This window comes from Pseudomonas sp. B40(2017) (assembly GCF_002112855.1).
GTDB classification, from domain to species: Bacteria; Pseudomonadota; Gammaproteobacteria; order Pseudomonadales; family Pseudomonadaceae; genus Aquipseudomonas; species Aquipseudomonas pharyngis.
The window spans coordinates 404,037-429,970 of the sequence record NZ_NEIT01000004.1 but is presented as its reverse complement, the minus strand read 5'-3'; the positions used below and the strand labels follow the sequence as shown (position 1 = coordinate 429,970).

General features: G+C 61.1%; 22 protein-coding genes, 6 tRNA genes and 1 pseudogene. 11 read left to right on the top strand and 18 right to left on the bottom strand.

Going from position 1 to position 25,934, the window contains the following annotated elements; translation table 11 throughout:
* Positions 1–34: 34 nt before the first annotated feature.
* Complete coding sequence (locus CAF76_RS12725) at positions 35–694, bottom strand: transglutaminase family protein (RefSeq protein ID WP_064598586.1); 660 nt, start codon at positions 692–694, stop codon at positions 35–37.
* A gap of 248 nt (positions 695–942) precedes the next feature.
* On the opposite strand from CAF76_RS12725, the gene CAF76_RS12720 reads away from it, so the two are divergent.
* Entirely contained in the window at positions 943–3,390 is a 2,448-nt protein-coding gene (locus tag CAF76_RS12720; protein WP_085647424.1) for an acyl-CoA dehydrogenase, read from the top strand.
* 74 nt (positions 3,391–3,464) lie between these two features.
* Entirely contained in the window at positions 3,465–3,872 is a 408-nt protein-coding gene (locus CAF76_RS12715; RefSeq protein ID WP_007950758.1) for a PA2817 family protein, read from the top strand.
* Between the two features lie 57 nt (positions 3,873–3,929).
* On the opposite strand, the gene CAF76_RS12710 is transcribed toward CAF76_RS12715, so the two are convergent.
* Entirely contained in the window at positions 3,930–4,925 is a 996-nt protein-coding gene (locus tag CAF76_RS12710) for a LysR family transcriptional regulator (RefSeq protein ID WP_064598590.1), read from the bottom strand.
* A 90-nt stretch (positions 4,926–5,015) separates the two neighbouring features.
* Here CAF76_RS12710 and CAF76_RS12705 point away from each other — a divergent pair, with 90 nt between their 5' ends.
* From CAF76_RS12705 to CAF76_RS12690, 4 genes are all read left to right on the top strand, one after another.
* Positions 5,016–5,642 (top strand): hypothetical protein, encoded by a 627-nt coding sequence (locus CAF76_RS12705; RefSeq protein WP_085647422.1) that lies wholly within the window; start codon positions 5,016–5,018, stop codon positions 5,640–5,642.
* Between the two features lie 90 nt (positions 5,643–5,732).
* Positions 5,733–6,503: a 2OG-Fe(II) oxygenase gene (locus CAF76_RS12700; RefSeq protein WP_064598593.1), complete on the top strand. Its 771-nt coding sequence runs from the start codon at positions 5,733–5,735 to the stop codon at positions 6,501–6,503.
* Between the two features lies 1 nt (position 6,504).
* On the top strand, positions 6,505–7,143 hold the full coding sequence (locus CAF76_RS12695) for a LysE family translocator (RefSeq protein ID WP_011335460.1): 639 nt from the start codon (positions 6,505–6,507) through the stop codon (positions 7,141–7,143).
* 194 nt (positions 7,144–7,337) lie between these two features.
* Positions 7,338–9,077, top strand: coding sequence for a dipeptidase (locus CAF76_RS12690; RefSeq protein ID WP_085647420.1), 1,740 nt, complete (start codon positions 7,338–7,340; stop codon positions 9,075–9,077).
* A gap of 124 nt (positions 9,078–9,201) precedes the next feature.
* Here the strand turns inward: CAF76_RS12690 and CAF76_RS12685 are convergent.
* From CAF76_RS12685 to CAF76_RS12660, 6 genes are all read right to left on the bottom strand, one after another.
* Positions 9,202–9,277 (bottom strand) — tRNA-Gly (locus CAF76_RS12685).
* 2 nt (positions 9,278–9,279) lie between these two features.
* Positions 9,280–9,355: transfer RNA gene (locus tag CAF76_RS12680), tRNA-Glu, on the bottom strand.
* 60 nt (positions 9,356–9,415) lie between these two features.
* Positions 9,416–9,491, bottom strand: a tRNA-Gly gene (locus CAF76_RS12675).
* Between the two features lie 3 nt (positions 9,492–9,494).
* Positions 9,495–9,570, bottom strand: a tRNA-Glu gene (locus CAF76_RS12670).
* Positions 9,571–9,674: 104 nt separating this feature from the next.
* A tRNA-Gly gene (locus CAF76_RS12665) sits at positions 9,675–9,750 on the bottom strand.
* A 2-nt stretch (positions 9,751–9,752) separates the two neighbouring features.
* Positions 9,753–9,828, bottom strand: a tRNA-Glu gene (locus CAF76_RS12660).
* A 388-nt stretch (positions 9,829–10,216) separates the two neighbouring features.
* Between CAF76_RS12660 and CAF76_RS12655 the strand changes: the two genes are divergently transcribed.
* Positions 10,217–10,975: a hypothetical protein gene (locus tag CAF76_RS12655; RefSeq protein WP_011335462.1), complete on the top strand. Its 759-nt coding sequence runs from the start codon at positions 10,217–10,219 to the stop codon at positions 10,973–10,975.
* Positions 10,976–11,586: 611 nt separating this feature from the next.
* Here CAF76_RS12655 and CAF76_RS29055 read toward each other — a convergent pair.
* The 4 genes and pseudogenes from CAF76_RS29055 to CAF76_RS12640 all read right to left on the bottom strand — a co-directional run bounded on the left by CAF76_RS29055 (position 11,587) and on the right by CAF76_RS12640 (position 16,018).
* On the bottom strand, positions 11,587–12,450 hold the full coding sequence (locus tag CAF76_RS29055) for a methyl-accepting chemotaxis protein (RefSeq protein ID WP_371855248.1): 864 nt from the start codon (positions 12,448–12,450) through the stop codon (positions 11,587–11,589).
* Positions 12,448–13,512: pseudogene (locus CAF76_RS29050) on the bottom strand (HAMP domain-containing protein); the annotation flags it as partial. The pseudogene CAF76_RS29050 and the gene CAF76_RS29055, both read right to left, overlap by 3 nt.
* A gap of 147 nt (positions 13,513–13,659) precedes the next feature.
* The gene (locus CAF76_RS12645) at positions 13,660–15,060 is read right to left on the bottom strand and encodes a PLP-dependent aminotransferase family protein (RefSeq protein ID WP_085647418.1); all 1,401 of its coding nucleotides are present in this window, start codon (positions 15,058–15,060) and stop codon (positions 13,660–13,662) included.
* A 196-nt stretch (positions 15,061–15,256) separates the two neighbouring features.
* Positions 15,257–16,018 (bottom strand): SDR family oxidoreductase, encoded by a 762-nt coding sequence (locus tag CAF76_RS12640; protein WP_007917441.1) that lies wholly within the window; start codon positions 16,016–16,018, stop codon positions 15,257–15,259.
* 228 nt (positions 16,019–16,246) lie between these two features.
* On the opposite strand from CAF76_RS12640, the gene CAF76_RS12635 reads away from it, so the two are divergent.
* Positions 16,247–17,251 carry an NADP-dependent oxidoreductase gene (locus CAF76_RS12635; protein ID WP_085647416.1) on the top strand — a complete coding sequence of 335 codons (1,005 nt, stop codon included), beginning with the start codon at positions 16,247–16,249 and terminating at the stop codon, positions 17,249–17,251.
* Between the two features lie 52 nt (positions 17,252–17,303).
* Here CAF76_RS12635 and pyrF read toward each other — a convergent pair whose 3' ends face one another.
* Complete coding sequence (gene pyrF, locus CAF76_RS12630; RefSeq protein ID WP_178076173.1) at positions 17,304–18,002, bottom strand: orotidine-5'-phosphate decarboxylase; 699 nt, start codon at positions 18,000–18,002, stop codon at positions 17,304–17,306.
* Between the two features lie 295 nt (positions 18,003–18,297).
* Here pyrF and CAF76_RS12625 point away from each other — a divergent pair, with 295 nt between their 5' ends.
* The 3 genes from CAF76_RS12625 (at position 18,298) to xopAW (ending at position 21,064) form a co-directional block, all read left to right on the top strand.
* Entirely contained in the window at positions 18,298–19,047 is a 750-nt protein-coding gene (locus tag CAF76_RS12625; RefSeq protein ID WP_064600917.1) for a response regulator, read from the top strand.
* Positions 19,047–20,096: a cell wall metabolism sensor histidine kinase WalK gene (locus CAF76_RS12620; RefSeq protein ID WP_085647412.1), complete on the top strand. Its 1,050-nt coding sequence runs from the start codon at positions 19,047–19,049 to the stop codon at positions 20,094–20,096. Before CAF76_RS12625 ends, CAF76_RS12620 begins: the two co-directional genes overlap by 1 nt.
* Before the next feature lie 110 nt (positions 20,097–20,206).
* Entirely contained in the window at positions 20,207–21,064 is an 858-nt protein-coding gene (gene xopAW / locus CAF76_RS12615) for a XopAW family type III secretion system calcium-binding effector (protein ID WP_085695475.1), read from the top strand.
* 598 nt (positions 21,065–21,662) lie between these two features.
* Here xopAW and CAF76_RS12610 read toward each other — a convergent pair.
* From CAF76_RS12610 to CAF76_RS12590, 5 genes are all read right to left on the bottom strand, one after another.
* A complete protein-coding gene (locus CAF76_RS12610; protein WP_039772850.1) occupies positions 21,663–22,703 on the bottom strand; it encodes an AI-2E family transporter in 1,041 nt (346 codons plus the stop codon).
* 70 nt (positions 22,704–22,773) lie between these two features.
* Entirely contained in the window at positions 22,774–23,580 is an 807-nt protein-coding gene (locus tag CAF76_RS12605) for a DUF4892 domain-containing protein (RefSeq protein WP_007957816.1), read from the bottom strand.
* Positions 23,581–23,707: 127 nt separating this feature from the next.
* Positions 23,708–24,562 carry an alpha/beta hydrolase gene (locus CAF76_RS12600; protein WP_064598615.1) on the bottom strand — a complete coding sequence of 285 codons (855 nt, stop codon included), beginning with the start codon at positions 24,560–24,562 and terminating at the stop codon, positions 23,708–23,710.
* Entirely contained in the window at positions 24,559–25,365 is an 807-nt protein-coding gene (locus CAF76_RS12595; RefSeq protein ID WP_039772855.1) for an alpha/beta fold hydrolase, read from the bottom strand. Before CAF76_RS12595 ends, CAF76_RS12600 begins: the two co-directional genes overlap by 4 nt.
* Positions 25,366–25,483: 118 nt before the next feature.
* Positions 25,484–25,927, bottom strand: a complete 444-nt coding sequence (locus CAF76_RS12590) for a hotdog fold thioesterase (RefSeq protein ID WP_007957810.1) — start codon at positions 25,925–25,927, stop codon at positions 25,484–25,486.
* Positions 25,928–25,934: the final 7 nt, after the last annotated feature.

The window sequence follows — 25,934 nt, the reverse complement described above, 5'->3', positions numbered from 1 at the left end:
TTTTCCAGTAAATGGGCAGGCAGCATACGCCGGATCAGAGGCTGCCGACATCACCGCGCATGTCACTGGACAGTGGCTTCTGCTGATCGTTGAACAGGTGCGGATAACATTTCTGCAGATGTTCGAAGAAAAAAGATTCCGGTACATCGGCGAACTGGCCGTGATCGACCAGGTACTCCATCAGCAGCGCGCCATCGCTGTTGTACGGGTGAAAAACGCTGTCGTTCATGCCGTCGAATTCCAGCGGCGCAACGTTGAACATTTCGCAGAGCTTCTGGTTGAACGCGGGCGTGGCTTTCACCCAGCGATCATTGAGAAACAGCTCGGTATAACCATGCATGGCGAACACTTCGCTTCTCAGCAGTTCAAGCAGACGCGGCGTCGACAGATGATTTTTCACATCCGCCAGACCGATGCGTGCGGGGATCCCGCAATGGCGCGCGCAACCGGCGAGCAACGTGGCCTTGGGCACGCAATAACTCTCACCCGCCGCCAGCGCATAGCTGCCGCGCAAGGTCTGCGGGTCGCGGCTGAAGGTGTACATGTTGTAACGCACCGCCTCGCGCACGGCGTAATAAAGACTGATCGCCTGCGCGAGTGGATCGCGACTGGCACCACGGTGCTGCTCGGCGAACTCCACCACCGAGGGGTGGTCACTATCGATGAAGCGGCCGGGGCTCAGATACTCGTGCATGACGACATTCTCCTGATTGAGCCCCGAGTCTAGCGAGAGGTTCAGCACAGAGATAACGACGTTTCGGCCAAACATGCACGCAAAGACGCGGAAGCGGCGAACGATTTCCCACGCGTGTTGCCCACCGAACCTACAAAAGACATCCGGGGTTTCCCACGATTTCAATCACCTTGCTCTGACCGCCCCGTTTTGCAGATGCCGTCTAAGCTCTGGAGGGTCGGTTCGCGCTGGTTCACGGAGGATTAAATATGCTGTTGTTGTGGATACTGGTTCTGATCGTCGGCGTGGCGTATCTGGCCCACCGGCGCATCGCCCCGCTGCCGGCGCTGGGCATCGTTGCCGCTTACCTGTTGGCGATGGGAATTTTCAGCCACGCACCGGGCTGGTTGCTGCTGATTTTCTGGGTGGTGCTGGCCCTGGTGGCCGCCCCGTTGCTGTTGCCTGACCTGCGCCGCAAACACTTCACCGCGCCGCTGTTCAGCTGGTTCCAGAAAACCCTGCCACCGATGTCGCAGACCGAACGCGACGCGATCGACGCCGGCACGGTGTGGTGGGACGGCGAACTGTTCAGCGGCCGTCCGGACTGGGACAAGCTGCTGTCCTATCCCAAGGTTCAATTGAGCGAAGAGGAACAGGCGTTCATCGACGGCCCGACCGAAGAGCTCTGCGCGATGGTCACCGACTGGCAGATCGGCCAGTCGATGGACTTGCCGGCCGAAGCCTGGACTCACATCAAGGAACACGGTTTCTTCGCCCTGATCATTCCCAAGGAATTCGGCGGCAAGGGTTTCTCCGCCTACGCCCACTCCCAGGTGGCGATGAAACTGGCAACCCGCAGCGGCGATCTTGCCTCCACCGTGATGGTGCCCAACTCCCTCGGTCCGGCCGAACTGCTGCTGCATTACGGCACCGACGAACAACGCAATCATTACCTGCCACGGCTGGCCCGGGGCGACGACATTCCGTGCTTTGCGCTGACCGGCCCGCTCGCCGGTTCCGACGCCGGCGCCATGCCCGACACCGGGATCATCTGCAAGGGCGAATGGGAAGGTCAGGAAACCCTCGGCCTGCGCCTGAACTGGGAAAAACGCTACATCACACTCGGCCCGGTCGCGACCTTGCTCGGCCTGGCCTTCAAGGCCTATGACCCGGATCACCTGCTCGGCGACAAGGAAGACCTGGGCATCAGCCTGGCGCTGATCCCGACCGACACCCCCGGCGTGGAAATCGGTCGTCGCCACCTGCCGCTGGGCGCTGCGTTCATGAACGGCCCGAACTCCGGCAAGGACGTATTCATCCCGCTGGACTTCCTCATCGGCGGCCAGGACATGCTCGGCAAAGGCTGGATGATGCTGATGAACTGCCTGTCGGTCGGGCGTTCGATCTCGCTGCCGGCAGTAGGTACCGGCGCGGCCAAGTTCACCAGTCTGGTGACCGGGCAATACGCGCAGATTCGCGAGCAGTTCAACGTGCCGCTGTCAGCGTTCGAAGGCATTCAGGAAGCCATGGCGCGGATCGGCGGCAACGCCTGGATGATGGACGCCGCACGGATGCTGACCGCCAACGCGGTGGACCTGGGCGAGAAGCCTTCCGTGCTGTCGGCGATCCTCAAGTACCACCTCACCGAACGCGGTCGCGAGTGCATCAGCCACGCCATGGACGTACACGGCGGCAAGGCGATCATCATGGGCCCGAACAACTACCTGGGTCGCAGCTGGAACGGCGCGCCGATCTTCATCACCGTGGAAGGCGCGAACATTCTTTCGCGCAACCTGATGATCTTCGGCCAGGGCGCCATCCGCTGCCATCCGTTCGTGCTCAAGGAAATGGCCCTCGCCGGACGCGAGGACAAGGATCAGGCACTCAAGGAATTCGATGGCCTGCTGCTCAAGCACATCGGCTTTGCCGTGAGCAACGCCGCCAGCACCCTGGTGTTGAACCTTGGCTTCGGCCATTTCGAACATGCGCCGGGAGACAAGCTCAGCCAGGGTTATTTCCGCGCCCTCAACCGTCAGGCTGCCGCATTTGCCATGCTCGCCGACCTGAGCATGATGTTGCTGGGTGGCGAACTGAAACGCCGCGAGCGTTTGTCAGCACGATTGGGCGATGTGCTGAGCAACCTGTATCTGGCGTCGGCGGCGCTCAAGCGCTATCACGACCTCGATTCCCCGGCGTACATGGAACCGCTGTTCCGATGGGCCATGGAAGAAAGCCTCGGCCAGTCGGAAAAGGCGCTGGATGAACTGCTGACCAACTTCCCGAACCGAGTCTTTGGCTGCCTGTTGCGCGTGATCGTGTTCCCGTTCGGCCGCCGTCACAAAGGGCCTTCGGACAAACTCGGTGCCGAGGTGGCTGCAGTCATCGGCCGGGCCAAGGGCGATCCGGCGCTGGAAGAACTGCTTGCCGGCTGCTATCGCCCGCAATCGGTCGATGATGCCGTCGGTGCGCTGCAGCACGCCTGCGATCAACTGAACGCGGCGCAACCGCTGCACAAGAAACTGCACTCGTCGCTCAAGAGCGGTCAGGTCAAACCGGTTGCCGGCGAACACGCCATCGATGCGGCGCTGGAAGCCGGCGTGTTGCAGGCCGTGGAAGCCCAGACCCTGCGTGATGCCGAAGCGGCGCGGCGCAAGGTGATCGATGTCGATGATTTCGACAAGGAGCAACTCAAACCCGCGGAAGGCAAAATCCGCTGATCCCTTCAATCAGTGAAAAACGGGCGCGGGCGCTTTATACTCCCGCGCCCGTTTTGCTCTTGAGGACTTATCTCGTGTCCAACGTCGTTGCCGATCATCTGGTTTTGCTCGACCATCTGCGCAGTATCCTGGTCGCCGTAGGTGAGGCCGATCAGGTTCCCGAAGAAAGCCATGCCCTGTTCCTGGAGCGTTTCGACGAACTGCTGGCGTCACTGCCGATCGAGCCAATCGAAAGCCAATACCTGGGCCAGGACATCCTGACTCAAGTGATTACCCGTTACCCGCAAATTGCCCACCTGATCCCGCGGGATCTGCTGTGGTTCTTCGCCGGCGACTGCCTGCATTACCTGTCCGACGAAGAAATCGACATGTATCAGGCGCTGGAAGAACGCCGCTACGAAGCCGAACAGAACGACGAACCGTTCGACTGGAACCAGGAAAAACAGCTGCTGGCGATGTCCGCCCAGGACAGCAAGCACTGATTTTCCCCGGTAATGAAAAGGCCCGCATGGTGATCCATGCGGGCCTTTTTCATGGGGTCAGAGCAACCCTTCGCTCTCGGGCAATTCGTACTCGGCCAACGGTTTTGAACCGCCAGACTTCCCCGGCTTGCTCAGGGTCGGCTCTTTCTCCAGGCACTCCACCAGATAGTCGATGAACACCCGCAGCTTCGGCGGCAGATAGCGCGTCGGCGAGTGCAGCAACCACAATCCGCCGTGGTACGACGCCAGGAATGTCCAGTCCGGCAGCACCTGCACGATCAGCCCCTGCTCCAGCGCATAACGGGCGGTGAAATACGGCAGGCTGCCAATACCGATGTGTTGCAACACGGCGCCCAGACGCACGCCGGTGTGATTGGCGGCATACCGGCCGCGCACGCCGACGGTGACGGCTTTCGTGCCTTTCTTGAATTTCCAGCGCGCATCGCTCGGGGTTTCGCCCAGGTAAATGCAACTGTGATTGAGCAAGTCGTGGGGATGGGTCGGCGTCCCGTGTTCGGCCAGGTATTGCGGTGTGGCGCAGAGCAAATGGTCGATGGTCAGCAGTTGTCGGCCGACCAGTCCGGCCGGTGGACGATCCGTGATGCGAATAGCCAGGTCGACATGGTCATCGATCAGATCAACCTGGCGGTCTTCCAGCAACAACTCCACATCGACCTTCGGGTAGCGCCGCAGAAACTCCGGCATGTGCGGGTGAATCACGAAGCGCCCCACCGCTTTCGGCACGCTGACCCGCACCAGACCTTCGGCTTCGTGGGTGAACTGGCCGCTGATCTCCATCACCGACTTGGCGGCGCTGACCATTTCCTGGCAGCGCTTGAACACCTCTTCCCCGCCATCGCTCAAGCGCAGTTTGCGCGTGGTGCGTTGCAGCAGCCGCGTGGCCAGCGCTTTCTCCAGCCGGGAAATACTGCGACTGACTGCCGAGGGCGATGAGCCCAACTGGCGAGCGGCTTCGGAGAAACTGCCGGTCTCGACGACCTTGACGAAAATCGCCATCTCACCAAGCAGCGGCAGGGGAAGATTTATGCTCACAGCGCAACAGTCCTTTGATGTTTGAACGGATTATCACGTTATTGCACGATTCATATAATTAAAAAAGAAACTTTAATAAGGGCATGGAATATGACGCTTCGCCTCTTTTTCCATAGTGATGACCTCAAGGCCAATGTGGAAGTCCTCGACTGCACGCCCCACGAGAACGAATTCGCCGTTGTGTTGCGCGCTACGCTTTTCCATCCCCAGGGCGGTGGCCAACCCTGCGATACCGGTTGGATTGGCGAAAGCAAGGTTCTGCGCGTCGTCCAGGAACCGGACCGGATCATTCATTTTGTCGATCAGCCGGTGCCACTGGGCATGACCCAGATTCGCGTCGACGAAAAACGCCGCCGCTTCAACACCCGCATGCACTCTGCCGGACATTTGATCGGCCACTTCGTCCAGGCCATGGGCTGGATGCCGATCAAGGCGCACCACTGGCCGGACGAGGGCCGGGTTCAATTCAAACCCGGAGATTCGGCCCAGGAAGTCGATGCGCAAACCGTTCAATACGGCATCGAGCAATGGATCGAACACGACCTGCCACGCCTGACTTCCCTGCGCGAAGGCGCGCGGGAAATCGGTTTCGGTGAACTGCCAGCCTATGGCTGCGGTGGCACCCATGTACGCAGCCTGAAGGATTTGGGCACAGTCACGATCGCGTCCCTTTCGCAGAAGAAAGGCACGTTGTCCGTCCACTACAACGTGGATTGAGGATTTCGGACGCTGCCAGATGCAGCGTCCGACGCCGGGGGAACCGCGTTCGCCGGTTCCGTTGACTATTCGATAGATGGACCTGAAACCATGATGCTTGACGTCGAGCGTCTCGATGAGACGTGCATAAAAAAACTGGCCAACGAAGAAGTCCTCGCCATCCGCTTCAAAGGCTTTCTGCCCCAGGCGCAGGCAATCCAGATTGGCGACAAGATCCTCGCCCCCGGCTTCGAGGGCTACATCAATGCGCCGAGCATCGGCCGCATCGGCATGGCGTTCTACGAGGCGGAAAACCAGCCGCTGCTGATCGAAGATTATTTCGAGCGCGCCACCAGCAACATCGCCGAACTACGTAACCGTTGCGCACCCTACTCGTCGCCGGTCGATACCTTGCGCTGCATGCTCGACGAATCCTGGCCGGCGGGTGCCCACCTGGAAAACCTCTACGGTCGCAAGATGTACGTCGGCCTGTCCCGCGTGGTGAAACCGGGCGTGTGCTTCCTGGCCCACCACGACATCTTCGCCAAGGACGCCCCGGACAGTTTTCAGGCCCGCAGCCTGGAGGCGCAGTTTGCCTGCAACGTCTACCTCAACATGCCGACCGAAGGCGGCGCGTTGCAGATGTGGGAAGACGACATTTCCCCGGACCGCTTCGACGAAATGCGCGGCGACAGCTACGGCATCGACCCGGCACTGCTCGGCCCGCCCGCCCTCGAAGTTCGCCCGGAACCGGGGGATTTCATCATGTTCAATTCGCGTCGCATGCACTCGGTAACGCCGGGCGTGGCCGATCCGCGCTTGAGCCTTTCGTTTTTTGTCGGCTATCGCGGCAATGCCTCACCCCTGACTTTCTGGAGCTGAAATGACATCGAATTATCTGGGCGAGTTTCTGGCGCTGGCCACCATCCACTTTCTGGCCGTGGTCGCACCCGGCCCGGACTTCGCCGTGACCATCCGCCAGAGTGTGCGTTTCGGTCGTTTGGTCGGCATCTGCACGGCACTGGGCATCGGCGCGGGGATTTCCGTGCACGTGCTGTACACCCTGCTGGGCGTCGGCGCCTTGATGCACACCACGCCGTGGTTGCTGACCGTCGCCAAAGTGGTCGGCGGTGCTTACATTCTTTATCTGGGCGTCAGCCTGATCCGCAGCAAACCCAAGACGACAATGGAAGGCGAAAAGACCAGCGACGAACCACTGGTCGAGCAATCGCTGTTCAAGGCGTTTTCCACCGGTTTCCTGACCAACGCCACCAACCCCAAGGCCACACTGTTTTTCCTGGCGATCTTCACCACGATCATCAGCGCCAGCACGCCGCTGCAAATCCAGGCCCTGTACGGGTTGTGGATGTGCGGGGTGAATGCGTTGTGGTTCGTGATCGTCGCGCTGTTCTTTTCCAGCAGCAAAGTGCGCGTGCTGTTCATGCGCATGGGCCACTGGTTCGAGCGCAGCATGGGGGTGATTCTGATCCTGTTTGCCGGGCGTCTGGTGCTGTCGATGTAAGCATGCTGAGCGGAGAAGCCCGATCCAGACAGATTGGACGGGCTTTTTCGATTCTGCGCCGCTTTTGCGTTTCTGTGCGACGCGTCCCACTTCGGGGGCTCCCGGGCACGCTCGTGTGGTGGTAGTTTGCGAGACCGTCTGACGCATCGGTCAGACAACTCCTTCTCACCGCCTGCAAAGGAATGCCCTTAGCAATGGATTTTTCACTCAAGCAACTGGCCGCGTCGACGCTGATTCTGGCCAGCCTTTCGTCCGTCACGCTGCCAGCCCAAGCCAACCTTACCGAGCAGCAGAGCGCGACCATTCTCAAGACCTTCAATGAGGCAAAGATCAGTGACTTCAGAGCATTTCTCGGTGATCTGGCCAAGAACGACCTGAGCAAGACCGACGATCTGCGCCCTGCCATCAGCGCCTTCCTCGACAACGAGACGCTGACCGCCGAACAGCAAAACGAAATCCATCGCCTGCTCGGTCTCTACACCCGCGTGAAGTACGGCAAAGCTGCGCTGGAAACCCTGCGCGAACTGGTGGAAATCCCGACCTTCCGCAAGGATGGCGTCGATCAGCATGACAACCCCGAATTCATCAAGATCGCCGACAAGATCAAGGATCTGGCTGAGTCTTTCGGCCTGAAGTATCGCAACGTCGACAACCGCGTCTACGAAATCTCCCTCGACGGCAGCGGCAAGGACGTCGTCGGCATTCATGCTCACGCCGACGTGGTGCCGGTAACGCCGGAAAACTGGGTGCTGAAGGACGGCACCAAACTCGACCCGTTCAAGGTCACGCTGATCGGCGACCGCATGTACGGCCGCGGCACCGAGGACGACAAGAACGGCATCGTTGTGACGCTGTACGCCATGAAGGTGATCAAGGAAGAGAAGCTGCCGCTGGCACGCAATTTCAAACTGCTGGTGGACACCACCGAAGAAACTACCGGTGACGCGATTCCCTACTACTTCGAACGCAACCCGACGCCCGAGTACAACCTGGCACTGGATGGCGGCTATCCCGTAGTGATTGCGGAAAAAGGCTACGGCACCGTCATGGCCAAGTTCGCCAAGCGCAAGGCCGAGGGTAAAGGCGCGGAAATCGCCTCGATGACCGGCGGCCTGGCGACCAACCAGATTCCATCGGTTTCGGTCGTCACGCTGGTGACAGACAAACCCGCCGAGCTTGCGGCCAGCCTGCAAAAGGCCGGCACTGAATACGCCAAGCGCAATGGCGGCGATTTCGAAGTGAACGCCAAGGTCGATGGCAAAGACGTCAAACTCACCGTGACCGGTGTTTCCGCGCACTCGTCCGAGCCAGAATCCGGCGTTAATCCGGTCGCGCGCATGCTCGACTTCATCCACAGCGTGGACGGCAAGATCGCCTTCAAGCACAACCACATCACCGACGCTGCCCACTACGCCGCCGACAACTGGGGCCTGGATTACAAGGGTGGCAAGTTGGGCGTCGGTTTCGCCGATGATTTCATGGGCCCGCTGACCACGTCCCCGACCTACGTCGGCATGGACGACAAAACCTTCAAACTCGCGGTCAACCTGCGCGTGCCGAAGGGCAAGTCGCCGGAAGTGCTCAAGCGCGAAATCGCCGACAAACTGGCGGCCTGGAGCAAGAAGACCCATGTCGCGGTCAACTTCGACTATTCGATCGCCGAACCGATGTACCGCAACCCAGAAGGTGAGTGGGTCAAGGCGCTGCTGGCCGTGGCCACCGAAAACCTGGGCATGAAACACGAATTCGGCACTTCGGCCGGCGCCACCTCGGTGCATGAACTGCCGAACGGCGTGCAATTCGGCCTGGCGCGACCTGAGGTCAAGTACACCGGTCACACCGATGGCGAATTCAAGACCGTTGACCAGTTCCTGCTGGACCTGCAGATCGTCACCGAAATGATGGGACGCATCGGGCAGTTGCCGAAGCTCTGATCACGTACCGGGCTCGCCACATTGGCGGGCCCACAAAAAAGGACCGTGAGGTCCTTTTCTATTGCCTGACAAAAACAGCACAAACAAAAACGCCGCTCATCACTGAGCGGCGTTTTTGTGAATTTGGAGCGGGAAACGAGACTCGAACTCGCGACCCCGACCTTGGCAAGGTCGTGCTCTACCAACTGAGCTATTCCCGCAATGGCGTCCCCTAGGGGACTCGAACCCCTGTTACCGCCGTGAAAGGGCGGTGTCCTAGGCCACTAGACGAAGGGGACACAGGCTACAACTTTCACTAATAAAAACGCCGCTCTTTGCAAAGCGGCGCTTTTTGAATTTGGAGCGGGAAACGAGACTCGAACTCGCGACCCCGACCTTGGCAAGGTCGTGCTCTACCAACTGAGCTATTCCCGCAAATGGCGTCCCCTAGGGGACTCGAACCCCTGTTACCGCCGTGAAAGGGCGGTGTCCTAGGCCACTAGACGAAGGGGACACGCTACCCGGAACACATGGTGTGTGTTTCGGTGTCCAGATCCGCCTCCGAAGAGTTGGCTCTGGTTTCACTCAGCACCGCCCTGAAGCGTTGCTGTTTAAAATTGGAGCGGGAAACGAGACTCGAACTCGCGACCCCGACCTTGGCAAGGTCGTGCTCTACCAACTGAGCTATTCCCGCATTGGCGTCCCCTAGGGGACTCGAACCCCTGTTACCGCCGTGAAAGGGCGGTGTCCTAGGCCACTAGACGAAGGGGACACACTACAACATTCACTCCCTGCCGCGTTTCGCTGTGTGCTTTACGCTGCAAGTGGCGCGCATTCTATGGATGGATTGAAAGGTCGTCAACCCCCAGATATAAATTTATTTAAATCAATGACTTCGACCTGCTTTACGCACCGTTTCCGGCTTTTGCGTCGCCCGACGATTGACGCCTATATTCCGACACTCGCCAAGGCGTTATAGTCCACGGCACAGGTGATGGCAATCTGCACCCCAAGGGCCAGCATTTATATAAGCCGGTTCCTGGCCGATACAGATTCAGCTTCGCCGATCCAAACCCGTCGAGCGGCGCTAGGCTCCTGTATGCCAAGCCACTACACTCGCACGCGAACCCTATAAAGAGGTCTTACCGGTGACACCACTCATGATCACCCTGCTAGTCATAGCCGGCATCGCAATCTTGATCGCCATTGGCTACATGAACCATGTGGTGGAAAACACCAAACTGGAGAAGGCCCGCACCAAGGTCGAACTCAACGACCGCCTGCGCCGTTGCGGCGAACTGACCGAAACCTTCCCCGGCCAGTTCATGACCCCGGCCCTCAAACTGCTGCTGACTCGCCTCGAGCTGAACGTCTGCCAGCGCCTGCTGAACCTGGAAAAGACCAGCGCCACCACCAAGGCTCGCATCACAGAACTCAGCGCCCTGGTCGCCCAGGGCGAATCGATCCCGGTCAACAACCCGCCGGCACCGATCCAGACCGAAGCCAAGGCCAAAGACGTCCGCTTCCTCCTCGAAGCCCTCCACGGCCAAATCACCCGCGCCGCCCAGGACGGCTTCCTGCCACCGAACGAAGCCAAACACTGGATCCGCGAAGTACGCCACATCCTCGTGCTGCTGCACATCGAGTTCTTCAACAACCTCGGCCAACACGCCCTCCAGCAAAACCAGCCAGGCCAGGCCCGCCTCGCCTTCGAACGCGGCGTGCAATACCTGCGCAAACAGCAGGACCCGCAAATCTACGCCGAACAACTCCAATACCTGGAAAAACTCCTGGCCCGCGCCAACGCCCAGGTCATGGACAAGATCGCCCCGGTCGAAGGCGAAGAAAACCAACTGACTGCCGGCCTCAAAGATGTCGAGGCTGATGCGGACTGGAAGAAGAAAGTGATTTACGACTGAGTGCAGTCGGAGAGAGAAGCCACCGGGAGGTGGCTTTTTTATTGCCCGCGGGAAAGATCAAAATCAAAAGCGCCCTCACCCTAACCCTCTCCCGGGGGGAGAGGGGACTGACCGCATTGCTTGGGGGAGGTACGCCGACGTGAAAAACCGAGTCGCACTCGGTTTTTGAAACACATGCAACTCAACTCACACTGCCGCACCTTCTGCACCTTCTGCCTCTTCTACTCTTGCTTCTGCTTTGGCTTCGGCTTCCCACCACTCAAAACGATGAGCGTTAGCTCGAGTACCGCTTTTGACGTACCGGCCCCTTCGGAAGGCTGAGTGGAGGGATTTATCCGGGGGTGGGAGCGCAGCGACCGTGCGGCGCAGCCGCATGCATCGAGAGGAGGTGCAGCGAAGCAAACCGTAGGCGATGCCCCCGGATGAATCCCGGAACGAAGGAACACCGAGCCACAGCGAGGTGCCGAACGCAGGGGCCCAGCCTTTTGGTTCCTTTTTGGCGTCTGAAAAAGGGACTCGCCGTAAGGGCGAAACCGCCAGCGGCAGCACCCGAAGCAACGGATATTCACCCCAAACAACCAACAACCTGGTCGGCCCAAAGGCCGCCAGGGTCAAAGCCGGAAATGCCCCACCATCCCCCGAAGCTCACTCCCCAACTGCGCCAGCTCAACACTCGAAGCCGCATTCCCGCGCATGGCAATCGAAGACTGATCCGCACTCGCCCGAATACTCGTCACACTGCGATTGATCTCCTCGGCCACCGAACTCTGCTCCTCGGCCGCCGCCGCAATCTGCTGGTTCATCTGCTGAATCAACGAAACCGCCGCCGCAATACTCCCCAGCGCACTCTCGGTCTGCAACGCATCGCTCACCGCCAGTTTCACCAGTTCGCCACTGCTCTGAATCTGCTGCACCGACGAATGCGCCGCCGAACGCAAGGCACTGACCAGCCGCTCGATTTCCTCGGTCGACTGCTGCGTGCGCCGGGCCAGCGCCCGCACCTCATCGGCGACCACCGCAAAGCCCCTGCCCTGCTCGCCCGCCCTCGCCGCTTCGATCGCCGCGTTGAGCGCCAGCAGATTGGTCTGCTCGGCGACACTCTTGATCACTTCCAGCACCGTGCCGATGTTCTGGATTTCCGCACTGAGGCTTTCGATGCTCGAACTGGCCGACGTCGCCGAGTCCGCCAGTTGCTCGATCCGCGCCATGCTCTGACGCACCACCTGCTGACCGCTTTCGACCTTGCCATCAGCGGTCTGCGCTGCGAGCGCCGCTTCTTCGGCGTTGCGCGCCACATCATGAACGGTGGCGGTCATCTGGTTCATCGCCGTCGCCACCTGTTCGGTTTCCTCTTTCTGGCTGCTGACCTCAAGGTTGGTCTGCTCGGTCACCGCCGACAGCGATTGCGCCGAACTGGCCAACTGTTCGATACCCGCCTGCAACCCGCTGACAATCGTGCTCAAGCCCGCGCCCATCTGCTGCATGGCCAGCATCAATTGACCGATTTCATCACGGCGCGATACCTCGATCGTTCCACTCAAATCACCGGCCGCAATCTGTTGCGCCACGTGAATCACGCTGCGCAACGGTGCAACGATCAACCGGGTAATCACCCACGCCGCAATCAGCCCGACCAGCAATGCCAACGCCGATGAGCCGATGATCAGCACCGAATTTTTTTTCAGTTCGCTCTGCATGGCGCCGTCTTGCGCAACATAGGCCTGTTGGACCCGCGCCACGACTTCGTCGGCCCGTTGGTGCAGCTGTTGATAGACAGTCTTTTCCTGGGCCAGCAACCCGGTGTACTCGGCCAGCTTGTCGCTGAAACCCGCAATGTGCCCGGACACTTCATTGAGCACCGTCAGATAGCCTTCGTCCTTGACCGTGGACTTAAGCTGCTCGGCTTGCGCCTGGGCTTGCGCAGCCTGCTCGATATTGCCCTGACCTGCGCTGTCATCACCCTTGCGGCTTTGATCCAGGCGTACCCGCGCCTCGTTCATCGCCTGCAGCATCAAGCGTGAGACCTGACTGACCTGGCCGGCCTGCTCGATGAATTGCGCCCCGTCCTTGCCCTCGCTGTCTTTCAGAGTGTACGCGCCGTCGTCGGCCAGACCGGCCTGCAACACATCGAGATTGTTGGCGACGCTGGACACCGACCAACTGGCCATCTCCAGCGCCAGATCCTTGGCCTGGGACAACGAGACGAATTCATCGAACGCCTTGCGGTAAGCGCCCAATGACTGTTGGACGTCGTTCATGACCGACTCATTGCCCGGCGACAAAATCTTGAGTTGGTCGGCCATGGCGACCAGACCGTCGACACCTTCGTGCAAGGCCTCGACGGTTTTCGGGTTGCCATGCAAGGCGTAGTCCTGCTCCAGCAGCCGCACCTTGAGCAGGCCACTGTTGAGCGATGACATCTGCTTGAGGCCATCGAAGCGCTGGCTGATGGTTTGCAGGGACCAGACGCCAATCGCCGCCACCAGTGCAGTCAGCAACAACACCAGCACAAACCCGATACCCAGTTTTTTTGCCATACCGAGGTTGGCAAAACGTCCTTGCACGGCCGAAATCATTGCGCGTAGTCCCCTGCCATAGTCTGTTGTCGAAGATTCGCAACGGCCTTGAACCAGCACAAGTCTCTGGCGTCGGAATAATGGCAAAAAGCTACGCACGCGTCGTTTTCAGAACGTTCGAGGTCGATCCATGGCTGTATCGCGAAAAAACTGCCGTGCCCGGGGATCGCAGGCGTAAGCCACGTTGATCCGCTGCCAGTCGCAGGCTTCGCCACTGGGACTGAACGACGTTGCGCAGGACAACTGCACACCGCATCGCAGAGCATGCCTGCGCAGGCGCGCCTCATCGGCCACTGGCGAACGTGCCCAGATGAACAGGCCGCCCGTGGGTTTGCCGAACACCTCCCAGTCAGCGTCTTCCAGCGCCTGAAGAGCAGCCGCACGATCAGTGGAAAGCCGCTGACGCTGACGCTGTACCAGTTTTCGATAGGCACCACTGGCAAGCATCCCCGCCAGCACCGCCTCGCAGAACCTTGGGGTCCCCATGCAACTTATCATCTTGACCCGCGCCATCCGCTCGATCAGCTCGCCATCGGCCAGCACGAAACCCACCCGTAGCGAGCTGCTCAGGGTCTTGGAAAAACTGCCGACGTAAATGACCCGCCCCTCGTCATCCAGCGCCGCCAGGCGAGTGCCGCTGCCGTTGTGCAGGTCGGCATAGACATCATCTTCTATCAGCCGCAGGTCGTAGATCCTGCTCAGCTGCAGGATGCGTCGGGCGACCGCCGGCACCAGGCAACTGCCCGTGGGATTGTGATGATGACTGTTGATGAACAGCGCCGAGGGTCGGAACTGCTGCAGCAACGCCTCGAGGGCCTCGACATCCGGCCCGCCCGCCATGCGGCGAACCTCCAGCATGCGCACGCCATGCAAGCGCAGGAGATCGAACAGCGGCGCATAACCGGGGGTTTCTACCACGACGCAATCACCGGCCTTGAACAAGGTCCGCACGATCAGGTCGAGTGCGTGGCTGGCGCCGGCGGTAGTCATCACCTGCTCGTCAGCAGCCTTGATATTCAGCAATCCCAGGCGCCTGACAATCTGTTCGCGCAACGCCGGCAGCCCCAGTGGCGTGCTGTAGTTGAACAGGCTGGCCATGTCGGCGCGCGTCACCTCGCGGATCGCATAGCCGAGATCATCGGGCTCGCGCCAACTCTCTGGCAGGACGCCACTCCCCAGCGTCAAACCGCCGCGCCATCGGAGGGCCGGATCGCCCCCGGTGCGCTCCCCCTCACACCCGGAGCCATCGATCGCCTTGCAACAATCGGGCGACGAAGCCGCCACCATGAATCCCGAGCCCTGACGCGAGGCCAGAACCCCTTGCGCCACCAGCCGCTCGCAAGCCTCCATGACGCAGGACTGGCTGAGCAAATTGCACCGTGCGATCTCGCGCACGGAGGGCAGACGCGTCGTCGGCGGCACCTGCCCCTGCATGATCCACTCGGTCAACCCGTCAACAATCTGCTGTACGACCGGCACCATTGCCTGTCGGTCAATTCTCAATTCCATGAGCACGCAAACTCCTGTCCGTTTTTGCTGGCGGCAGTAAATCACAGCCACGCCCTTGAGGCTGTGCGACAAAACCGCCAAAAGGCTCCGTTCTCACCATTTGAAACACATTGTTTAGCGGACTAACGGAACCGCTCCCGAGGCGAAAAAAAACCCGCCAGTGGGCGGGTCGTTTATTGACTCGGTCGACGCCACTTTAGAAGGCGGTCACGCCGCCATCCACGGCCAGCGAATGGCCGGTGGTAAAAGCCGCACCGTCGCTGCACAGATACAGAACGGCACTGGCAATTTCCTCGACCTTACCGATGCGGCCGACCGGGTGCATGGCGTTGGCGAACTCGCCTTTTTTCGGGTCCGCTTCATAGGCGCGACGGAACATGTCAGTGTCGATCACCGCCGGGCAGACGGCGTTGACGCGGATTTTCTTCTTGGCGTATTCGATCGCAGCCGACTTGGTCAGACCGATCACCGCATGTTTGGAAGCCGCGTAGATACTCATCTTCGGCGCGGCGCCCAATCCAGCCACCGACGCGGTGTTGACGATCGCCCCGCCACCCTGAGCCAGCAGCAACGGCAGCTGATACTTCATGCACAGCCAGACGCCCTTGACGTTGACGCCCATGATCGCGTCGAACTCGTCCATCGAGCCTTCGGCCAGTTTGCCTTTCTCGATTTCGATCCCGGCATTGTTGAAGGCGTAGTCGAGACGGCCGTAGGTATTGATCACCTCGTCCATCAGATTTTTCACTTCGCTTTCGACGGTCACGTTGCAGCGCACGAAGGTCGCTTCGCCACCGGCTGTACGAATCAGCGCCACGGTGCCCTCGCCCCCGGCCGCATCCAGATCGGCCACCACCACTTTCAGACCTTCGGCGGCGAATGCCTGGGCCGTCGCGCGGCCGATGCCGTTGGCCGCGCCGGTGACGACGGCTACCTGACCGGAAAACGTCATGCTCATTGTTATGTCCTCGAATGCGGGGGAATGGATGAAGGCAGCATAGCCACAGGGGCCTGAGTGACGTCAGCACTATCAGAAGGCCGGTTAGGCTTGCATGAATCGCAGTGATGAAACCCAGGCCTGCACTATCACCGTACTGGATCAGCCTGCATTCGCCCCGTGAGCCAACCTTGCGGCATCGCTCATGAAGGTCTATCAACAAGGCTTCATTCAATTCGAGTGCCTGTCATGACCAACCAGACCAATCGCCAGTTCCTGCTCGCCAAACGCCCAGTGGGCGCCGCCACCCGCGAGACCTTCACCTATCAGGAAGTACCGGTCGGCGAGCCGGCGGCAGGGCAGATTCTGGTCAAGAACGAATACCTGTCCCTCGACCCGGCCATGCGCGGCTGGATGAACGAAGGCAAGTCCTACATTCCGCCGGTGGGTCTGGGCGAAGTCATGCGCGCGTTGGGCGTAGGTAAAGTCGTCGCGTCGAACAATCCGGGGTTTGCCGTCGGCGACTACGTCAACGGTGCCATTGGCGTGCAGGATTATTTCCTCGGCGAGCCAAGAGGTTTCTACAAGGTCGACCCGAAACTGGCACCGCTGCCGGTTTATCTGTCCGCACTGGGCATGACCGGCATGACCGCCTACTTTGCCCTGCTCGATGTCGGCGCGCCGAAGGCCGGGGACACCGTGGTGCTGTCCGGTGCCGCGGGCGCGGTCGGCAGCATCGCCGGTCAGATCGCCAAAATCAAAGGCTGCCGGGTGATCGGCATCGCCGGCGGCGCGGACAAGTGCAAATTCCTGGTCGATGAACTGGGCTTCGACGGCGCCATCGACTACAAGAGCGAAGACGTACTCTCCGGTCTCAAACGCGAATGCCCGAAAGGCGTGGACGTGTATTTCGACAACGTCGGCGGCGACATCCTCGACGCCGTACTCAGCCGTATCAACCTGAAAGCACGCGTGGTGATCTGCGGCGCGATCAGCCAGTACAACAACAAGGAAGCGGTCAAAGGCCCGGCCAACTACCTGTCGCTGCTGGTCAACCGCGCGCGGATGGAAGGCTTCGTGGTGATGGATTACGCCGCGCAGTACGCCAGTGCCGCCCAGGAAATGGCCGGGTGGATGGCCAAGGGTCAGCTCAAGAGCAAGGAAGACATCGTTGAAGGCCTGGAAACATTCCCCGAGACCCTGGGCAAACTGTTCAGCGGCGAGAACTTCGGCAAGCTGGTGTTGAAGGTCTGAAAACAATGAAGGGAGCCATCGGGCTCCCTTCATTGTTTCTTCAGCTGTTCGCTCAGGCCAGTTCGGCAACCACCGAGACCAGTGCCTTGGCCGGATCCGCCGCCTGGCTGATCGGACGGCCGATCACCAGATAGTCGGAACCGGCATCCAGCGCCTGACGCGGGGTCAGGATGCGACGCTGGTCGTCCTGGGCGCTGCCCGCCGGACGAATCCCCGGGGTCACCAGTTGCAGCGATGGATGCGCGGTTTTCAGCGCAGTGGCTTCCAGCGCCGAGCACACCAGACCGTCCATCCCGGCCTTTTCGGCCAGCGCCGCCAGACGCAGCACCTGCTCCTGCGGCTCGATGTCCAGACCGATACCCGCCAGATCCTCACGCTCCATGCTGGTCAGCACGGTCACGCCGATCAGCAACGGCTGCGGACCGCTGCGCTTGTCCAGCTCTTCACGGCAGGCCGCCATCATGCGCAGGCCGCCGGAGCAGTGAACGTTGACCATCCACACGCCCATCTCTGCCGCGGCTTTTACCGCCATCGCCGTGGTGTTGGGAATGTCGTGGAATTTAAGATCCAGGAATACTTCAAAACCCTTGTCACGCAGGGTGCCGACGATTTCCGCGGCGCAACTGGTGAACAGTTCCTTGCCCACTTTGACCCGGCACAGCTTCGGGTCCAACTGGTCAGCCAGCTTCAGTGCGGCGTCACGGGTAGGGAAATCCAGGGCGACGATGATAGGAGTCTGGCAGGCGGACATGGATGGGCTCTCAGGCAAGTCGAAATCGGCGCGCATTGTAGCGGAACCGGCGGCGGCGCGGCACCCGATGATCGGTAAATCGTCGCGCCAACCGTGATCAGCATAGCCTTGCAGGGTATTGTGTCGAACCCGATACACAACCGACACGCCGACAACATGCGCCCGCGCTAGCCTCGCCAGCCGCAACAAGTCCTTACAGCAGCCCTTCCCGCCTCACGGCCGGACGCCTATGCTGAAACCACAACCTCGCAGCCTATCTTTGTGGTTGGCGGCCTACTGGCAGATGAACAGCCTCATGCACAACTCCCAAGCCTCCGTGAACGACGAACAGAAAGACGACAAGCGCTGGAACATCCGCGCGCTGATCGTCGACGATGACGTGCCGATCCGTGAATTGATGATCGACTACCTGGCCCGCTTCAACATTCACGCCAGCGGCGTCACCGACGGCGCGGCCATGCGCCAGGCGATGCAGGCCGAACATTTCGACGTGGTGGTGCTCGACCTGATGCTGCCCGGCGAGGACGGTCTGTCGCTGTGCCGCTGGCTGCGCGCAGAGTCCGACATCCCGATCCTGATGCTCACCGCCCGCTGCGAACCCACCGACCGGATCATCGGCCTGGAACTGGGTGCCGATGACTACATGGCCAAACCGTTCGAACCCCGGGAACTGGTGGCGCGGATCCAGACGATTCTGCGTCGGGTGCGCGACGACCGCAGCGAACAGCGTGCGAACATTCGCTTCGACAACTGGCGCCTGAACAGCGTCCTGCGCCAGCTCATCGCTGACGATGGTCTGGTGGTGCCGCTGTCCAACGCTGAATTCCGCCTGCTCTGGGTGTTCATCGAACGCCCGCGCCGGGTGCTCAGCCGCGAACAGTTGCTGGACGCCGCCCGTGGCCGCTCGATCGAAGCCTTCGACCGTAGCATCGACCTGCTGGTCTCGCGTCTGCGGCAAAAACTCGGCGACGACCCGAAAGCCCCGCAACTGATCAAGACCGTGCGCGGTGAAGGCTACCTGTTCGACGCACGAGACATCGGCTGATGCGGGCGCGCTTCGACACGCTGTTCGGCCGCCTGTTTGGCATGCTGTTGGTGGCGATCGTCCTGGCGCACCTGCTGGCCTTCGCCTGGTTCCGCCTCTACGGCCCACCGCCCCCGCCACCGCCGCCGGAGTTCTCGCAAAACCTCGACGGCCAACAGCCGGCTCAGGATCCACGCTACCCGCCCCGTCCACCGCGACCCTGGTTCGGCGGGCCGATCGTGCCGCTAACCTTCCAGTTCATCTCGCTGATCATCGCCGCCTGGTACGGCGCCAAGCTGCTGACCCGACCGATCCAGCGTCTGAGCGATGCGGCCGAGCGCCTGAGCGAAGACCTCGACAGCCCGCCGCTGGACGAAACCGGCCCGCGGGAAGCACGGCAGGCTGCGTACACCTTCAACCTGATGCAGCAGCGCATCCGCGAACAGGTGCAGCAGCGCGCGCGGATGCTCGGCGCCGTCTCCCACGACCTGCGCACCCCGCTGTCGCGACTGAAACTGCGTCTGGAAAATATCAGCGACGACAAACTGCAGGGCCAGATGCGCCAGGATCTGGACGACATGATCGGCATGCTCGACGCCACCCTCACCTACCTGCACGAACAGCGCACCAGCGAGGCCTTGCAGTTGATGGACGTGCAGGCGCTGGTCGAATCACTGTGCGAAAACGCCCAGGATCAAGGCGCCGACGTTCAGGTCAGCGGCCACTGCGCCCCGTTGCAGGTGCAACCGATGGCACTGCGCTCGTGCATCAACAACCTGATGGACAACGCCCTGCGCTACGCCGGCCAAGCGCACATCGAACTGCAAGACCAACGCGAACAACTGCTGATCCGCGTCATCGACCACGGCCCGGGCATCGCGGCGGACAAGCGTGAAGCGGTATTCGAGCCGTTCTTCCGCCTCGAAGGCTCACGTAACCGCAACTCCGGCGGCGTCGGCCTGGGCATGACCATCGCCCGGGAAGCGGCGCAGCGCCAGGGCGGACAACTGACCCTGGCAGAAACCCCCGCCGGCGGCCTGACCGCCGTGATCCAACTGCCTCGCCACTGATCCCGACTGTGTACCGGCCGGTACAAACCTCACATACCCACGACACCTTGCACCATAAGGCTGCATAAGCCGGTACACCCACCGGTTTTCCAGTCCAAGGAGCGAGCCCGATGATCGGTAGCGTCAGCAACTACACGAGCTATACCAGCACCAGCAGCACCTCCACCCAGAACGCCCGCAGCCAGCAACTGCAAAAGGAACTGTTCGCCAAACTCGACAGCAACGGCGACGGCGCGGTGGATCAGGACGAACTCGGCAGCGCCCTGTCGCAAAAGTCCAACGACGGCCTGCTGGTCAGCCTGAGCAAACAATTCGGCGATCTGGACAGCGACGCCAGCGGCAGCCTCAGCGCCGAAGAAATGGCCGCCATGGCCCCACCGCCACCGCCCCCAGGCGACCAGGCCCCCAACACCGAACTGGCCGACGCCCTGATAAGCGCCCTGGACGCCGACGGCGACGGCGCCATCAGCAGCGACGAACTGAGCAACGGCCTGACCAGCGCCGGCAGCACCGCCGACAGCAGCAAAATCTTCTCGGCCCTGGACAAAAACGAAGACGGCGTCGTCAGCCAGGACGAACTCGCCGCCAGCCTCACCCCACCGCCACCCCCACCGCCGCAAGCCTCCAGCGACGAACTCTTCAGCCAACTCGATGCAGACGGCGACGGCACTGTTACCGCCACCGAACTGAACAGCGCGTTGCAGGTCAGCGACAGCACCTCATCGAACAACACCGACACCGCCGCCGCTCTGCTCAAGGTGCTGGACAGCGACAGCAGCGCAGGCGTCAGCAGCGACGAACTGAAAGCTGCGCTGCATGCTGGCCGTGAGCGCCCGGATGACGAACAGACCGCCAGCAATACTCAAACCACCACCGAAGCGCTGAACCGGATGATTGCCAATCTGAGCAAGCAGTACTCGCTCGAAAGCACCGCGTCGGTGGGCAAGTATTTGAATGTGGCGACTTGAGATTGGGTGAGGATTTGAGGGACGACTGAGGTTGGCTGGGTGAGTGGTTTGCTTTGGCTCTGCGATGTGTCATCAAAGCTGCCCTCACCCTAGCCCTCTCCCAGAGGGAGAGGGGACCGACCGAGGTGTTTAAGCGAACTACACCGACGTGAAATACCGAAGTGAACTCGAGTTTTCAAAAACATATACAACCCCACTCCTGATTTGGCTTTGGCTTTCGCTTTGGCTTCCCACCACTCAACACAATGAGCGTTAGCTCGAGTACCGCTTTTGACGTACCGGCCCCTTCGGAAGGCTGAGTGGAGGGATTTATCCGGGGGTGGGAGCGCAGCGACCGTGCGGCGCAGCCGCATGCATCGAGAGGAGGTGCAGCGAAGCAAACCGTAGGCGATGCCCCCGGATGAATCCCGGAACGAAGGAACCCCGAGCCCCAGCGAGCGGGCCGTACGCCGGGGCCCAGACCTTTGGTTACTTTGGGGCGTTTGCCAAAGTGACTCGCTGTAAGAGCGAAACCGCCAGCGGCCGCACCCGAAGAAACGGATATACACGCAAAACGAACAAGAGCCTGGTCGGCCCAAAGGCCGCCAAGTCCAAAGCCTCAAACCCGAGCCTGACTCTTACTCCAATCCGTCAACAAACTATAAGCCACAGCCAAAAGCGTAGGCCCAATAAACAACCCGATAAACCCAAACGCAATCAACCCGCCAAACACCCCAAGCAACACAATCACCAACGGCAGATTCCCACCCCGGCTGATCAGATACGGCTTGAGTACGTTATCCACGCCACTGATGATGAACGTCCCCCAGATCCCGAGAAACACCGCCATCCCGTACTCGCCCTTCCAGGCAAGCCAAGCCGTGGCCGGAATCCACACCAGCGGCGGCCCCATCGGAATCAGACTGAGCAGGAACGTCACGATCCCCAGCACCAGCGCCCCCGGCACCCCGGCAATCAGGAACCCGATCAGCGCCAGCACCGCTTGCGCCGCCGCCGTACCGATCACCCCGTTGACCACCCGTTGCACGGTACCGGCCACCAGATCGATGTAGTACCCGGCCCGGTCACCGATCAGGCGTTCCAGCAGACTGTGTACGAATGCCGCCAGCCGCGGCCCGTCGCGGTAGAAAAAGAACACGAAGACAATGCTCAGGGTCAGCTCGAGAATCCCGCTGCCGATCTGCGCACTGCGCGCCAGCAGCCAGTTGCCGACCTGCCCCAGATAGGGTTTGACCGTCACCATCAGCGCCGCGCCCTGCTGATCGATGCTGTTCCAGATCCCCACCAGCCGTTCGCCCACCAAAGGCACGCCACCCAGCCAGCTCGGTGCCTCGGGCAGCCCGTCGACCTGCACATCCTTGATGAACGCCGTAGCGTCACGCACGTGATCGGCCAGGTTAAAGCCGAGCCACACCAGCGGCCCCGCTACCAGCAACATCCAGCCCATGGTCAGAACCAGAGCCGCCAGCGATTCCCGGCCATTGAGCCAGCGGGTCAGCAAACGCATCAGCGGCCAACTGGCGAACGCTAGCACCGCGCCCCAGAACAGCGCCGACCAGAACGGCGCCATCACCCAGAAACTGGCACCAAACAGCACCAGCAACAGGATCTGCACCAACAGACGATCATTATTGGGCATGTGAAATCTCGAAAAAAATCAGTCAGGCAAAGAGTAGGCGAACACGTCGAGCGTGTCCGCCAAAGACACCTTATCGCAACAGATCGATGCGCAGACCTTCGCCGTCGACACTGCCGGTTTCCATGCGCGCGGCACGCACGCCCTGCCCGATCAGCGCCTGCCGCCAGGCCTCGGCTTTCGGCCCGGACACTGTCACCCGCAAGGTGGTGTCGAGGTTCAAACCACGGGACAGCAAGCGCAGCCAGGTGTCATCCGGATCGCCGGCCAGCTTTGGAAAGTCCAGCTCACCGGTGCTTTTGAGTTCCCGCAGCAGCGTGGCCGAGGTCGGCAGCAGGTCACCCAGCGGGGCCAGCGCCTCGAACTGTTCGACGTGCAGATAGGCTTTGCGATTGCCCCGGGTGATGCTGTACAGCGCCACCAGCGTGTTGTCGCGCGGGGCCGCGAGCCTCAACAGCAAATAGGCCTGCTGCTCGTCGGCACCGTACAGCTTGGCGTTGCCGAACACCTCGTTGGCCCACAGGCTGCTCTCGCCGCAATCCCGGGCCTGGCACCAGAACAACAGCTGGGCGTCCTGTTTTTGCAGGGCTTCGCGAGCGAGAGTGAAGGCTTCGGTGGCGGAATGTTCCGGCGGCAACTCATAGGTCACCGAGGTGGTTTGCCCCCGGGCGCTGACCTGGCCGTCGAAACGCAATTGACCGCTGATCTTGCGGATCGAGCCGAGCGGGTAGATCCGCTCCAGCTCCACGGCGGGGCGATAGTCGACGATCTGCGCATCGGCCACACGCGGCACAATCGGCAGGTCCTGACTGCCCGGCAGGTCGGCAGCGAATAGAAAGGGACTGAAACAGCACAGCGCCAGCAGACTGATAGATCGCATGGACAGGCTCATCGCAGGGACATGGCCTGGATGCCTTGGGGGCAGTTCGAAGTCGCAGCGGTGTAGAAATCCATCTTGGTTGTCTCCCATTTCAACCCGCCCAGCCTCGACAGTTGCCGGGAGCAAGTCAAGGAATGGCGAAGAACCGATTGAAACAGTCTGCGACAAGCTCGGCCCCGGCCTCATCGTTCAGGTGCAGATGGTGCCCGCCCGGCAGCTGTTCCCGGGCAAAGGGTAGACGTTCCAGCAGCTCGGGATGTTTGGCCAGCATGCCGTCGGCGGCGACCACCAATTGTGCGGGGCAGGCAATGCGCTGCACGAACGCCATCGCCTGTTCCTGGGTCAGACGCAGCGGCGAAGGCAAAGTCAGGCGGTTGTCGGTGCGCCAGGTGTACCCGCCGGGCACCGGCATCAGTCCGCGTTGCGCCAGCAGTTCGGCGGCTTCGCGACTGACCGCCACCAGCCCTTTCATCCGCGCTTCGATCGCCCGGTCGAGGGTGTTGTAGACCGGTTTGCGCTTTTCCCGAAGATCGAGCTGCGCCTGTAAGGCCATGCCCATGCGCTCGGCGGCATTTTCGCCTTTGTCGGTAGGAGGAATAACCCCGTCGATCAACGCCAGATGGGTGATGCGTTCGGGCAACGACCCGGCCAGCACCAGCGAAACAATGGCGCCCATGGAGTGCCCGAGCAGGCCGAAACGCTTCCAGCCCAGTTGTTCGGCGACCTGCAGCACGTCGTGGGCGTAATCCCACAGCGCGTAACCGGCGCCGTTCGGCCGGTGCCCGGAATGTCCGTGGCCGGCCATGTCCAGCGCGACGATGCGCAAGCCTTTGAGCTTCGGCGCCAGGCGTGCAAAGCTGTTGGCGTTGTCCAGCCAGCCGTGCAGGGCGATCACCGGCAACCCGTCGTCCGGGCCGAACAGGTGGGCCGCCAGTTCGATATGCGGCAGGCTCAGGCGCACTTCTTCGACGGCCGGGTTCATGCGCAGTCCTTGTCTTGCCGGCGTTCCCAGCGATTGAACAGGTTTTTCAGTAATTGTGCGGTGTCCTGCGGACGCTCAAGCGGAAACATGTGCCCGCCGGGCACGGTCAGCGACTCGCCCTGAGGCAGGCGTCCGACAAATCGGGTGTGGTGGTTCATCACCACGCGGCTCTTGTGTCCACGTACCACCGCCAGCGGCACTTTCAATTGCCGGGTATGCGCAGGACTGGTGTGCGGCACGCCGCGATAGATGCTGATCTCGGTCGCAGGATCGAAGCGCAGACGCAGCTTGTCGCCGACCTTGTGCAAACCGTGCTGCAGGTAGGCATCGAAACATTCCGGATCAAAGCTGCGGAACAGGGTCTTGCCAGCGAAATAACCACGGGCACTGTCCAGATCGGCAAATTCTTCGCGCCGTCCCAGCGTGCGGCCGGCCGGGGTCAGTTTGTCGATGAAACCAAAACGCTTGGCGGCCCGGATCACCCATTGATCGGTGCGGGTCAGCACCGGCGAGTCGAGCATCACCACGCCCCGATACAGTTCAGGGCAACGCAGCGCGGCGTGCAAATGCAGCATGCCGCCGAAGGAATGGCCCACGCCCCACACCGGCTCGTCTTGCTGTTGAAGATGATGGATGAGTTCATCGACCAGGTGATACCAGTTATCACCTGCCGGGAAACGCGGGTCATGGGCATGTTGTTCCAGATGCGCGACCCGGTACTCGGGCGCCAGCGCCGCGAACAGTTTGCCGTAGGTACCCGAAGGGAAACCGTTGGCGTGGGCGAAGAAGATCGGTTGCGACATACCGGCAAATCCAAGAGCGGAAAACAGGCGTTGATTGTCCGCAAGACCGCGTCCTACAGCAATGACCGTAACTGCCAGGAATGATGACAGTCCGGTCAGGGCTATGACGCTGCGGCCATTAACGCGCCGGCGGTTGTTCTCCCAGCGGCACCACCGCCATGGTCAGGCGCGACACACAACTGGCCTTGCCTTCATCGCTGGTCAGGCGGATATCCCAGACGTGGGTGGTGCGGCCGATGTGGATCGGTTTGGCCACCGCCGTCACTCGTCCGCTGCGCAGGCCGCGCAAGTGGTTGGCGTTGATTTCCAGGCCCACGCAATAGAACTTGCTGGCGTCGATGCACAGGTAACTGGCCATCGAGCCGACCGTCTCGGCCAGCACCACCGAGGCTCCGCCGTGCAACAGGCCGTAAGGCTGATGGGTGCGATGGTCGATGACCATGCTGGCCGTCAGCGATTCCTCGTCGAAGGACTCGAAGCGAATGTCCAGCACTTCGCCGATGGTGTTTTTCTGGATTGCGTTCAACTGCTCGATGTTCGGAGTGGTGCGCCACAAGGTCATCGCAGGC